11 protein-coding genes are annotated in these 12,159 nt (G+C 37.3%); 3 read left to right on the top strand and 8 right to left on the bottom strand.

The genetic code is table 11. The features are described from left to right. The first annotated feature begins 147 nt into the window (after nucleotides 1–147). Complete coding sequence (fabG, locus tag C7J90_RS03430) at nucleotides 148–906, top strand: 3-oxoacyl-ACP reductase FabG (protein WP_103208399.1); 759 nt, start codon at nucleotides 148–150, stop codon at nucleotides 904–906. Nucleotides 907–1,313: 407 nt separating this feature from the next. Here the strand turns inward: fabG and C7J90_RS03425 are convergent, their stop codons facing one another. The 6 genes from C7J90_RS03425 to rbsR form a co-directional block, all read right to left on the bottom strand. Beyond that, a complete protein-coding gene (locus C7J90_RS03425; RefSeq protein WP_103208397.1) occupies nucleotides 1,314–2,273 on the bottom strand; it encodes a zinc-binding dehydrogenase in 960 nt (319 codons plus the stop codon). 183 nt (nucleotides 2,274–2,456) lie between these two features. Further along, a complete protein-coding gene (locus C7J90_RS03420) occupies nucleotides 2,457–4,496 on the bottom strand; it encodes an esterase/lipase family protein (protein ID WP_103208396.1) in 2,040 nt (679 codons plus the stop codon). A gap of 296 nt (nucleotides 4,497–4,792) precedes the next feature. After that, nucleotides 4,793–5,710 carry a ribokinase gene (gene rbsK / locus C7J90_RS03415; protein WP_103208394.1) on the bottom strand — a complete coding sequence of 306 codons (918 nt, stop codon included), beginning with the start codon at nucleotides 5,708–5,710 and terminating at the stop codon, nucleotides 4,793–4,795. 14 nt (nucleotides 5,711–5,724) lie between these two features. Further along, nucleotides 5,725–6,129, bottom strand: coding sequence for a D-ribose pyranase (gene rbsD, locus C7J90_RS03410; RefSeq protein ID WP_103208393.1), 405 nt, complete (start codon nucleotides 6,127–6,129; stop codon nucleotides 5,725–5,727). Between the two features lie 17 nt (nucleotides 6,130–6,146). Then, nucleotides 6,147–7,028, bottom strand: coding sequence for a ribose/proton symporter RbsU (gene rbsU / locus C7J90_RS03405; protein WP_103208391.1), 882 nt, complete (start codon nucleotides 7,026–7,028; stop codon nucleotides 6,147–6,149). Between the two features lie 135 nt (nucleotides 7,029–7,163). Next, entirely contained in the window at nucleotides 7,164–8,156 is a 993-nt protein-coding gene (gene rbsR, locus C7J90_RS03400; protein WP_103208390.1) for a ribose utilization transcriptional repressor RbsR, read from the bottom strand. Between the two features lie 167 nt (nucleotides 8,157–8,323). Here rbsR and uptA point away from each other — a divergent pair, with 167 nt between their 5' ends. Both uptA and C7J90_RS03390 read left to right on the top strand, forming a co-directional pair. Next, on the top strand, nucleotides 8,324–8,938 hold the full coding sequence (uptA, locus tag C7J90_RS03395; protein WP_103208388.1) for an undecaprenyl phosphate transporter UptA: 615 nt from the start codon (nucleotides 8,324–8,326) through the stop codon (nucleotides 8,936–8,938). Nucleotides 8,939–9,117: 179 nt separating this feature from the next. Then, nucleotides 9,118–9,852, top strand: coding sequence for a glucose 1-dehydrogenase (locus tag C7J90_RS03390; RefSeq protein ID WP_103208387.1), 735 nt, complete (start codon nucleotides 9,118–9,120; stop codon nucleotides 9,850–9,852). A 110-nt stretch (nucleotides 9,853–9,962) separates the two neighbouring features. Here the strand turns inward: C7J90_RS03390 and C7J90_RS03385 are convergent, their stop codons facing one another. Together C7J90_RS03385 and C7J90_RS03380 are read right to left on the bottom strand one after the other, a co-directional pair. Then, on the bottom strand, nucleotides 9,963–10,535 hold the full coding sequence (locus C7J90_RS03385) for a helix-turn-helix domain-containing protein (RefSeq protein ID WP_103208385.1): 573 nt from the start codon (nucleotides 10,533–10,535) through the stop codon (nucleotides 9,963–9,965). Nucleotides 10,536–10,889: 354 nt separating this feature from the next. Then, a complete protein-coding gene (locus C7J90_RS03380; protein WP_103208383.1) occupies nucleotides 10,890–11,951 on the bottom strand; it encodes an NAD(P)H-binding protein in 1,062 nt (353 codons plus the stop codon). Nucleotides 11,952–12,159 lie beyond the last annotated feature (208 nt).

Genomic DNA, 12,159 nt, shown 5'->3' with positions numbered 1-12,159 from the left:
TTAATAATCATTAGCGCGAATTGCCGTCAATACATACTATACATCAAACATTCACATTATTTTCATTTTTGTTTTAAATGGTACGTTACACATTTGTTAAATAAGGGCATATAAATAATGATAAGAACTGAAAGGAGCAGATAACATATGATTGATTTATCTCATCAAATTGCACTGATAACTGGTGGCGCAAATGGAATTGGAAAAGGGATTGCAGAATCTTTGGCAAAAGCAGGTGCTAAAGTAATCATCGGGGACATCGACGAACAAAATGGCACACAAACGGCTAAAGCATTAGGTGGTGCATTTTATCCTCTAGATGTATCAGATCAAAAGAACGTGCATGATGTTGTCGATCAAATCGTTCATACGCATGGCAAAATTGATATTCTCGCGTCAAATACAGGCATCTATCCTCAAATTGAGATTGAAAATCTAACAGAAGATGATTGGGATCAAATACAAAATATCAATCTTAAAGGGATGTTTTTCGTCACTCAAGCTGTTTTAAAATATATGAAAAAACAACGCTATGGTCGTGTGATTATAACGTCCTCTGTGACTGGTCCCATTACGGGCTATCCAGGTTGGGCACATTATGGTGCAACAAAAGCTGGACAACTCGGCTTTATGCGAAGTGCAGCACTTGAATATGCTAAATATGGTATTACGATTAATGCCGTTCAGCCAGGCAACGTTTTAACAGAAGGCTTAAAAGCACAAGGAGAATCTTACTTAGCAGGTACGCGTAAGATTATACCTACACATGAATTAGGTGAACCTGCTGATATCGGCTTTGCTGTTGCTTTCTTTGCATCACCTGCATCAAAGTTTATTACAGGTCAAAGTCTTGTCATTGATGGCGGACAACTCTTACCTGAAGAACCAGATGCAATCAAAGACTAATTACGTTACTATAAAAAAGCTGTCTCGTTTGAAAACATTCATTTTCATTCGAGACAGCTTTTAAAATAATGCTATTTTTTGATATCCAAATCTATCATTTGTCCGTCAAAATATTGTATCACATAGGGGTCATGTGAGATGATAATTGATTGATTTTAACTTGTTGTTGGTAGTGGCTACCTAGTTTGATGTTCATCTCGATAATTCGAACATACTTCTAAAAGAATTACTGCACACGTTGTAACACAATTAAAATGAAGCATTTTTCTTTTTTTCAATGTACACTTTATTAAAAATTTTTTAATGACTTTCTAAAGTTTTGGCTTCATACAATACAAAAATGGATGCTTTAAGAGACCGGCTCAACGGCATCCTATAGCATCCACTATCAAATTCTAATGTTTATCTTATGGTATAACGACAACTTTACCAAAACTTTCTTGTTCATTTTCGACATATTCATGTGCTTCAACGATTTGATTTAATCCAAACACTTTAACAGGACCTACATTTGAAATATGACCTTTTTCAATTAACCGAATGATATGATTCAACAATTGAATATCAACATCTCCAGAATAAAAGGATGTAAGTTTTTTAAAACCTCTCAACTCAATAATAGGGTCAAATGTATTCAAGTACCATTCATTTCCCAATTGACCTACACTACAAATTGTTCCGTACTGTGCTAAATGCGAAATTGAATTTTTAATTGACTTTGGCCCAACTAAGTCAATAATTTTCGTATAAACTTTATTGGTTTGGAGCTTTCCGTCTTGGTCTACTATAACGTCATCAAATCCTTGCTGACGTAATCTTTCCGCTTTATGTAAACGTCTTGTTGTCCCTGTTACAGTTACTGACGGGTAAAGTCCTTTCACAATTTTCATAAAGGCAATCCCTAAACTACTCGTTGCCCCTCTAACTAAAACCTCATCCTTATCTGTAATATCTAAAGAGCGAAAAGAGCCATATGCTGTATAATACGTCTCTGGAATACTTGCTAATACATCCCACTCTAGCTTTGTTTCAATAGGATAAATTTGGTCGTTAGGTAAAAGGACATACTCAGCGTAACTACCATCAAACGCTCGACCCATTTCACCCATTATTGACACAACCTTTTGTCCTATAGGTAAACGTAACGCATCAGTCGTTTGTTCAATCACACCTACACACTCAATTCCTAAAATCCTTGGAAAGACAACAGAGGGGGACTGACCTTCTCTCGTAAAGATTTCAGAATGATTAATGCCGAACCCTTTCACTTTTACAAGTGACCAACCTTTTTTCACTTTTGGTGTTGGTACATCACGATATTCTAAATTTTGAGCTGATCCAGCTTCACTTATAACGACAGCTTTCATACTCTCACTCCTCATTAACATGATTTGAACAATGACAACGTTGCTTATCATTATCTTAATAGGCACTTCGTTTAAAGAAAAGCGATACGTATTGAGCACACAAATCAAAAAAATGAGACACCCTCCAAGAACCCGAAGTATCCTAAGAATGGTGTCTCAAACGATATATTATTGAGTTATCATTTACGCACTTGCTTTTGCTTTTTCCTTTTGTTCTTGTACTTGTTCAACACTTGATAGGTAGTTCATAATGTCTTCATAGAAATGTAATACCATGTCTGGTTTAATTCTTGTGTCTAGAACATCCCATCCTACAAAGTCCATGTGATCCCAGTTATTAAGTGTTGGCATCACACCCCATTGTCCTAATTTAGGAGTGCCGTCAAATGTTGTATCATAGTGCGGTTTGTTGTATGGATATAAACCTGAACCAAGCGGTACTGGACCATCATTAATCTTCCAACTATCTGGTTGTTGGTGACCGTTTAAGTTAGAAAGAATTTTGAATGGTGCAAACATGTGTAAGTTTGGACGTTGGTTACCTGATAATGTTGAATGTGTATCTCTACCTGTAATAGATGTATACGCCACATCATCACTTAATGTTAATCTATCGTTAATACGTTTAGACCCTTCTAACGATCCATCATAGAAACCACTATCTTCTGTTTGCCATACTTTGCTATCTCGTACGCGACGTAAATATTGTAAGTATGTTTCATCATCACGTTGTTTTAATCCCCAGATACCGTAACCATAGTCAATAGATGCATGTTTATTGCTTGCATATTTCACAATATCTGTGAATAACTTACGAACAATTGGTCTGTTACCCAGTTTGTCTGAGATATATGTACCATTATGAGGTGTCGCAACACTCGTAACAGACGCTACCATATTGTCAAAGTTTCCTTGGAAAAGTGGTGCAATTGTACCACCATGTTGTTTTTGATAATCAATTTCTTCTTGTACACCATTACGTAGCATGTCTTCTAACACTTGAATTGTTTGTCCACCTAAACTATGTCCAATTAAATGAACTTTTTTACCTGGTTCCCATTCAGGGTAGATACCTTTGAACGTTTCACCATATCTTTCATGACCATATTTTTGAGCGTGATATGCACCATAGTCAACGCGTCCACCTTTAATATAGTAGTACAACTCAACAGCACGATCATAGTCACTACCGAATGCACTCATACCTGCCTCGCGTACATCATAACCTTGTTTTTTGAGTTCCTTATCTAGATCCACTTTGTTACCACCCCAATAAGATGGGAAGAAGAAAGGTTTCTTTTCATCAGGGAAACCAGCAAATCCATGGACTAAAATCGTAGGATACTTTGTCGGTTTTGGGTGGCCTTGATTCCCTTTAGGAACTGTTGGCTTTTCATCATGAAGTAATGACTTTTCACCTGTTTTAGGCTCAGCTTTTGCTTCCTTGTCCTCTTTTTTTACTTCTTCTGACATTTTGTTATTTTCTGTTGTTGTTTCTTCTTCTGTTGCTTCATTATCTTCTGTCGATGTCTCTTCTTCTGTTGCTTCGTTATTTTCTGTTGTTGTTTCTTCTTCCGTTGCTTCGTTATTTTCTGTTGTTGTTTCTTCTTCTGTTGCTTCGTTACCTTCTGTCGCTGTTTCTTCTTCTGTTGCTTCGTTACTTTCTGTCGCTGTTTCTTCTTCCGTTGCTTCGTTACCTTCTGTCGCTGTTTCTTCTTCCGTTGCTTCGTTACCTTCTGTTGCTGTGTCTTCTTCCGTTGCTTCATTTTCTTCTGTTGTTGTGTCTTCTTCCGTTGCTTCGTTACCTTCTGTTGTTGTTTCTTCTTCCGTTGCTTCGTTTTCTTCTGTTGTTGTTTCTTCTTCTGTTGCTTCGTTACCTTCTGTCGCTGTTTCTTCTTCCGTTGCTTCGTTACCTTCTGTCGCTGTTTCTTCTTCCGTTGCTTCATTTTCTTCTACTGGAGTTGCTTCCACTGCTGCCTCAATGTTTTCTGATGAAGATTCTGTATTTTCTGTAGCCATGTCTTGAGGCATTTGCGTTGAAATATTATCACTTTCTGTATTTTGAGATTCTGTAGTAGGTGCTTGGGATTTTTGAGGTTGAACGACAGCTGAGTCAGTCGCTTCATCTGCAAAGACTGAGGATGTATGTGTAAATGATAAAAATGCAAGAGACGTAATTGTTACCGAAGTAAATACCGTTAATTTCTTTCTAAAATCTAGCATAAAAATCCTCCTTATAAAGTTTTAATTTCAATTTTTATGCTAACAAACTTTAAAATAATTAGTTCTTTTTTTCTTAACTTAATTTATTATATTCCTAAATGTTGCAATATAATACTTTAACAACACTTAACGATACCCAACTGATATTTAGAAGAAGATACTACGACTTAAAGAGCGTTATATGCTTATACAAAAATGAAACGGTTTGACAAAATGAATTACCAAAGTTGTCAAACCGTCAGTTTCAAATGTTACTATTATGAATATGCTCAAAAGCAATATGAAGGTTTGCCCTTTTACTCTTTTGACTCCACTTCATCTAACCAAGGTATTGAGATTTGTGCGCCTGACTTTTGAACTGTATAGGATGCTGCTTTGTTTGCAAAGTCTATCGCTTCTTCAATATTCATCGCTGCTATATCAAAACGACTGACGAATGCACCGATAAAGGTGTCGCCAGCTGCTGTCGTATCGACGACTTTAACACGGTATGCCTCAACAAGACCTGATGTCTCTTTCGTTGCATAGTACGTTCCTCGCTTACCAAGAGTAATTAACACTACTTTGACACCTAAGTTCAAGAAGTAGTCTACATTCTTTTTCATCGATGGCTCATCTTCAACAGGTATCCCTGACAAAATTTCTGATTCAAATTCATTTGGAATGATAACATCAATCAACGTCAACAATTCCTCTGATAACGTACTTGCAGGTGCTGGATTCAAAATTGTCGTTACACCATGTTCACGGGCAATTTCAAAGGCACGTATGATGGCTGGCACTGGCACTTCGAGTTGTGCAACGATGTAATCCGCTTCTGCAATTACAGATGCTGCTTTTTCAACATCTTCTGAGGTCATCGTCATATTCGCACCGCCATACACATAAATCATATTGTTCCCTTTTGCATCGACAGTAATAAATGCTTGTCCTGTATCAGCTGTATCTGACTTTAAGACATAGTCAGTGTTAAGCCCAGCTTCTGCAAATCCTTCAAACATAAAGTCAGCAATCCCGTCCTGTCCTACTTTGGAGATGAATGTAGTATCAGCTTTCATCCGCGCTGTAGCAATTGCTTGGTTAGCCCCTTTCCCACCGCCATAGTTTTGTTGTCCTTGATCGACATGTAATGTCTCACCAGGCTTAGCATAGCGGTCGACGGACAAGAAACGATCGACATTCGTTGATCCTAATATGACTACCTTTTGTGTCATGATGAACGCCTCCTTTAAAAAGTAACATTAGATTCTAAGATAATATTTGAAAATGGTGTCACTTCACCAGTACGAATATTGCCTTTATTAAGTGGGTGACTTAAATACGTTTTCATTTCTGAATGTGGTATGTAGGCGATTTCTACATTTTCATCTAACAAATTCTTGATTTGTTGAAGTTGTGTTGGATTGTTGGACTTGATTTCTTCAGCTAAATATACCTTTTGAATTTCCATTTCAGACAAAACAACTTCGAGGACATCGATAAATCGTGGCAATTCTTTCGTAATAGCCAAATCCATACGACGATCATCGTTTGGAATAGGCATACCCGCATCGTTAATCGTCAACAAATCAAAATGTCCAATCGTTGCAATCGCTTTTGAAATATGACTATTTAGGACTCGTGTTTTTTTCATTATCAAGACCTCCCTATTTATCTGATGAAGACCGTCACGGTTGCTGCGACTAGAATCAGTACTAATCCAATCATTGTAACGACCATTTCTTTTGATGTTTTACGTTGGTTTAAGAAATAAATTCCCGTTAATGTCGCAAGTACCACTGACGTTTGCGAAAGAACAAACCCCGTCGCAAGCCCATTCATATCAGGTTGTGCTGATATTAAATAAGTCAACGCTGCAAAAGCAAAGAAAAAGCCTGAAATGATTTGTAGCCACGTGACTTTTTGTGTAAATGGATTGTCTTTCTTCAAAAAGAAGCATCCGTAGATAACTGCAACGATAACCATCCCCATAGCTTGAGGTAAGAATGCCGCTTTACCTCCAATATCAGTCGCTTGTGGTGCTGCTGAATACAGCCAGTAGCCAATCTCACCAATTAATAAAATCACTACAGCTTTTTTTAGTTTATCGCTATCTTGGCTTAATTTCTTTTCACTCCATACTGTCATACGTGCACCGATTAAAATTACAAACAGTGCTGTGAAACCAATAATTTTATTTGTAAGTCCTGGCCAGTTCCCTAATGCAAACACACCCCATAATGACGCACCAAGCAATTGGAATGCTGTCGTTACAGGCATCGCTTTAGATGAACCGATCAAGGTAAATGCCTTAAATGTTAATATCTGTCCGAAACACCAGCCCGCACCTGATAATAAGGAGAACATCAAATTCATCCCTGTCGGAAAATGCTGTGCGGTCAATACTGCAAAAACACATGCAAAGATTAATGTTCCAAGTGTTGTACCGATAATCTGATGTACGGGTTTCCCTCCAAATTTAGAAGCAACTGTAGGAAAGAGTCCCCAACCTAAAAGCGGACCTAATCCCACTAGGAGTGCAACAATATTCATGGTGAACACCTCTATCTCTATTTGAATTTAATTTTGGTAAAACCTTTTACCAAACATCATACTAGCATTTTTTGCTAAATTTGTATACGCTTTCACATTATAGCCACAATAAAGCCCTTCGTGATGCAATTCATATCATTTCAAGAACTGCGTTGTTTCCCGTATAACAAGCGAATTAGGTAGTATCAATTTTTCGACATTTGATAGGGGCTTTTCTATTTTTTTCATAATGAGCTGTAATGCCCTCTCACCGATATCTTCAATAGGCTGTGCTACAGTCGTTAACGCTGGCGTCATAAATTGAGCGATATCAATATTATCATACCCGATAATTGAAAAGTTGTCCGGAACACGTATCCCCTTTTCTGCTAGACCACGCATCATACCGATTGCCATCTCGTCATTAATAGCAAATGCTGCAGTGGCTTTACTGTTGATTAGCTCTTGCGCAATCTTTTTCCCGCCATGCATCGATAATGATGTCGCAATTTTAATAGGCTTTACAATATTCTGCTCTTTACAATATTGCTCAAATCCTTTGACGCGTTCTTGCATATTGGACATCATCGGTTCAGGGTGAACGATGACAAGATTTTGATGACCGCGTTGGATTAAATGCTCTGCTGCAAGACGTCCCCCTGCGAATTCATCTGTACGTATCATATCCGTAAAGTCATTATCTTCACTTTGATCAAGGACAACATACGGCACATGGTGCTTCTTCAAATAGGCGTCCATCTCTTCTGGTTCATGAATGAATCGTGCAATCACAAGGCCATCCATCCCCTTTGCAACTAAATGTTTAATATTATCCTCTATTTCTGCTTCAGGTGTACTTAAAAAGAATAAATCGACATCATCTCGCTTATGTTGTGCCATACTTTGAATCATAGCTGAGAAAAAAGGATGCGTTAAACTTGGAATCAATACCCCAATCAACTTAATGTAATTTTTGCGTAATTGTTGTGCATTTTGATTTGGGATATATCCTAGCGCATCCTTTGTCGCTATCACACGATCTATCGTCTTTTGCGGAAATCTTCTTTGATGACCATTTAATATAAGAGACACCGTTGTAAGCGAGACGCCAGCCGCTTGTGCTACATCTTTGATTGAAACTTTTTTCACCGTCACTCCCCCTTTTTCATTTCATCATAACACCTCTTAAATTGAATGTATAAGTGATGGAGACTTAAATATAATTTATTAAAGCGTATCGTGGTAAACTATACTTATCTCAGTCATACTATCATCCACTACAATCCAAATGTTTATAAAGGAGCATACATTTAGATATGGAACAAATAATTACTGATTTGATTAGCCGTTGGGGATATATGGCTATTTTCATTTTGATTTTACTAGAAAATGTCTTACCTGTTGTCCCTTCTGAAATCATTCTGACATTTGCTGGCTTAATGTCTGTGAAATCGGGGCTTTCTATCCCTATTTTATTTATCATTTCAACTATTGCCTCATTTATCGGTTTATTGATTTTGTACTATGTATGTCGTCTGATTCATGAAGAGCGTATTTATCGCTTTGTTGATAGACAAGGTAAATGGCTCAAATTGAAAGGTAAAGATGTCAAACGCGCAAATGACTGGTTTAAGCGATACGGCGCATGGGCAGTGTTATTATGCCGCTTTATCCCTGTCCTTCGTGTACTGATTACGATTCCAGCAGGTATTAATAAGATGAATGTCGTCCAATTTATTGTTTTGTCATTGCTTGGTACAACTATTTGGAATTTTGCCCTAATCTTATTAGGACGCTTATTGAGTGATAGCTTTGATACACTGATGACAGGACTACACACATACGCCTACATCATGTATATAGTTATATTTATCGCATTATTATATTTTGTATATCGTCTCATTTTCAGGAAAAGACGTCATGTCAAATAGATATTCAGACACACACCATTAAGAATCAATGTGTCACCCCATGCACCATATTATTCTTATCCCTATTTTTAATATTTAATAGGATGAGCCACCTGTGTCACAAACGCATCATTCGCATTTCTTAACATAAAGGTCTATCATTGACATTGTTTGTAAAGGTACAGAAAGGTGTGTTTTAGATGAAAAGATTAACAGATAAAGTTGTGATCATCACAGGAGGTGCACAAGGCATGGGGAAACTTCATGCTGAAAGGGCACTCAGTGAGGGAGCTAAGGTAGTAATTACAGATATTAACGAATCCGTAGGCCAAGTGACAGCCCAATCTTTAGGCGAGGATGTACTGTTTATTCAACATGATGTATCAAAAGCGTCAGATTGGCAGCACGTCGTTGATACTGTAATGTCACGCTTTGAACGTATCGATGTATTAATCAATAATGCCGGTATAACTTATCACAAATCAATTGACGACGTTTCCCTAGAAGACTATATGAAGATTGTCAATATTAACCAAGTTTCTGTATTTTTAGGTATCAAGGTCGTCTCTCCAATCATGAAACAACAAGAACTAGGTTCAATCATTAATATTTCTTCCATGAATGGACTTGTCGGTGGTGCAATCGGTTATACTGATACTAAGTTTGCGGTACGAGGGATGACCAAAGCAGCTGCACGTGAACTTTCTCCCTACAATATTCGCGTCAATTCTGTTCATCCCGGCGTCATCCAAACACCCATGCTTGAAGAAGATAGCGTGAAAGAAGCAGTGAATGCATTTAAAAAGACGATTCCAATGAGACGTATTGCACAACCTGAAGAAGTGTCAAATCTCGTATGTTTCCTTGCTTCAGATGAGGCCTCTTATTCAACAGGATCAGAGTTCGTCATCGATGGTGGCATGACAGCTCTATAAACTCAAAGATGGACGATTTTCAGTGTTCATATAAGAACCTCTGACAATCGTCCATCTTTTTTGGGATAGTATGCGCATTCTCGCATAAGTATTTTAACTTTTGTATTATATTAAATCATGCTGAATATCCACGTACTTATAAATACGATTGCCATTACAACAACGCCAAATCCCACTACAATCAAAAATTTCTCAGCCACATACTTCTTTTTATTTCTCGGTGTTTGAATTGTTTTCTTACCATTTTCCATATAATCTAGAATTTCTCTATATGTTTGGACATCATGTTTCTTTTTAATACGCTCAATTTTCAATGCATAATGCATTGAAATGGCCCAAAGGATGACTGGCACTAGTAAACCAAACCAGCCTTCACTATATTTTAATGCAGGCCCCGTTGATATTGCTGCTAAAGCTATAAATAGACACATCAGCCACCCGTACTTATCCATATTGCTTTGATCGACTGCATTTTTCATATCCTCTACATCTCCTTTAACAAGTTGATCTAAAGAAACTTGGAACAATGCACTTAGGACAATCAAATGATGCAAATCGGGACAACTTCTCTCATTTTCCCAATTTGAAATGGTTTGAGATGATACATATATTTTCTCTGCCAATTCTGCTTGAGACAGTTCACATTCTGTCCTATATCGTTTAATTTGTTGTCCTACATCCATTTCCAACAGCTCCTTCACTTTTAACCTAACTTAACAAGATGTACGTTACAATCGAATGTCTTTATAATACTGTCATAAAGCTCTATAAAAGTTTTTATAGTAGCGAATGAAACCAAAATAAGGACTGAAACTGCCCATTGAGATCACATAGGCATCGCTCTATCTGTCGATATTTGATTGGTGAGTCTGACGTCTGTCTTAAATTCTTTTATATTCTCTGGAGACTCTTTAGTTCAAGTACCGGTTGCTTGCTGTTCAGTTTGTTATAAAATGACACTGCAATGCCTATAGTATCAAATAAGACGACGAAATGCTTTGTCTTTCGTCGCCTTATTTTGTGTTATTAAACTTTTATCATTCTACATTAGACATAGCTTTTTTGCGCCACTTCTTTTTGAGTAAAATCACACCCATTACAACAAAGGCAGGAACAATTAACTTTTTCACGGTATAGTTTCCTTGACTGTGATACCTCATTTGAAGTTTGCACGCAAATAAGTTCATAACGGTTTCGTGCACTTTGGCTTGAGTGTGTTTATACACCCACCAAGGGAGTGTCGGCTCATATTCTTGTAATGCAATAATACATTCGTCACTATCCGGTAGTCGTCTAAATTCGAGTCTTGCATTACCTCTACTAGAATTACGCGCAAGGTCACCACCCACAATACGGTATAAGACATAATCATAATCTGAAACGGCATGATCTTTTTGGAGTAACAACAACTCTTTATTTAAAAAAGGTACTGTAATCGTAAAATGATTATCATCCAAATGACAATTGATGACATGGAGGGTCATATTATTCAAGAATTTAGCATAGACCTCCACTAAATTCGACATTGTCATGTCATTCGGAAATGTTACACGAGAAATGGCTCTAACATCTTTAATAGTATGTTTTGATACTTTTTTTTCCTTTTTAAACGCACTACGAATGCTCTCTTTAAAGTCAATAGCCCCACCAATAATACGCCCAGCCTGTAATGTACGCACTGGCACGCCATATGAACCTAGAATAGCTTCACATTCTAAACGATTACGCAAATGTATGGATACGTTGTCAGATTCAGGAATCAAACCATTTAAAAATACGATGTGCTTGACGTTATTTTTCTGTGCCGCACGCCCAAAATTATCAGCCAGTAGTGCATCCATGTCTTCAAATTTAGCTTGTGTTAACTTAGCAGATGACATCATTGGGTGTACAAGGTATATCGCAATGTCAATATCTCTCATCACTTCAGTAATCTTATTCAAATCAAAAAGATCTGCTGATTTCCATGTCACGTTACGCTCATTCTTTTTATTCTCTATATTTCTCGATATGGCAATCACGTCATAGTCCGTTTTTAACTTTTCTATTAAATGACCGCCGATATAGCCCGAAGCCCCTGTTAATAAGACTTTTTGCATGATGTCACCTCTCCATTTGTCAAAAAAATGAGCACAAACCTATCTCCCTGCACTCATCTTTATCCACATTCATCTCAATTCATTTTTTATTTTACCTTAATCATATCAGAAAAGCGCTTGTTATATTGCTAAGCATGTTAGGAGAGCGTCAGACGGGACTTGGATTTGGCATTTTTGATTAAAGAGGATTTGTCCATATCACGGTATA

The organism is Staphylococcus felis (assembly GCF_003012915.1).
GTDB lineage: Bacteria > Bacillota > Bacilli > Staphylococcales > Staphylococcaceae > Staphylococcus > Staphylococcus felis.
Note: the sequence above shows the minus strand (reverse complement) of the source record. Positions and strands in the feature narration are given on the sequence as shown.

Bases quoted from the DNA above. Each gene is read 5' to 3' on its own strand.
- C7J90_RS03425 (WP_103208397.1), bottom strand. From the start codon at position 2,273: ATGAAAGCTGTCGTTATAAGTGAAGCTGGATCAGCTCAAAATTTAGAA.
- rbsD (WP_103208393.1), bottom strand. From the start codon at position 6,129: ATGAAAAAAACACGAGTCCTAAATAGTCATATTTCAAAAGCGATTGCA.
- C7J90_RS03385 (WP_103208385.1), bottom strand. From the start codon at position 10,535: ATGGATGTAGGACAACAAATTAAACGATATAGGACAGAATGTGAACTG.
- fabG (WP_103208399.1), top strand. From the start codon at position 148: ATGATTGATTTATCTCATCAAATTGCACTGATAACTGGTGGCGCAAAT.
- rbsK (WP_103208394.1), bottom strand. From the start codon at position 5,710: ATGACACAAAAGGTAGTCATATTAGGATCAACGAATGTCGATCGTTTC.
- C7J90_RS03380 (WP_103208383.1), bottom strand. From the start codon at position 11,951: ATGCAAAAAGTCTTATTAACAGGGGCTTCGGGCTATATCGGCGGTCAT.
- C7J90_RS03390 (WP_103208387.1), top strand. From the start codon at position 9,118: ATGAAAAGATTAACAGATAAAGTTGTGATCATCACAGGAGGTGCACAA.
- rbsU (WP_103208391.1), bottom strand. From the start codon at position 7,028: ATGAATATTGTTGCACTCCTAGTGGGATTAGGTCCGCTTTTAGGTTGG.
- uptA (WP_103208388.1), top strand. From the start codon at position 8,324: ATGGAACAAATAATTACTGATTTGATTAGCCGTTGGGGATATATGGCT.
- C7J90_RS03420 (WP_103208396.1), bottom strand. From the start codon at position 4,496: ATGCTAGATTTTAGAAAGAAATTAACGGTATTTACTTCGGTAACAATT.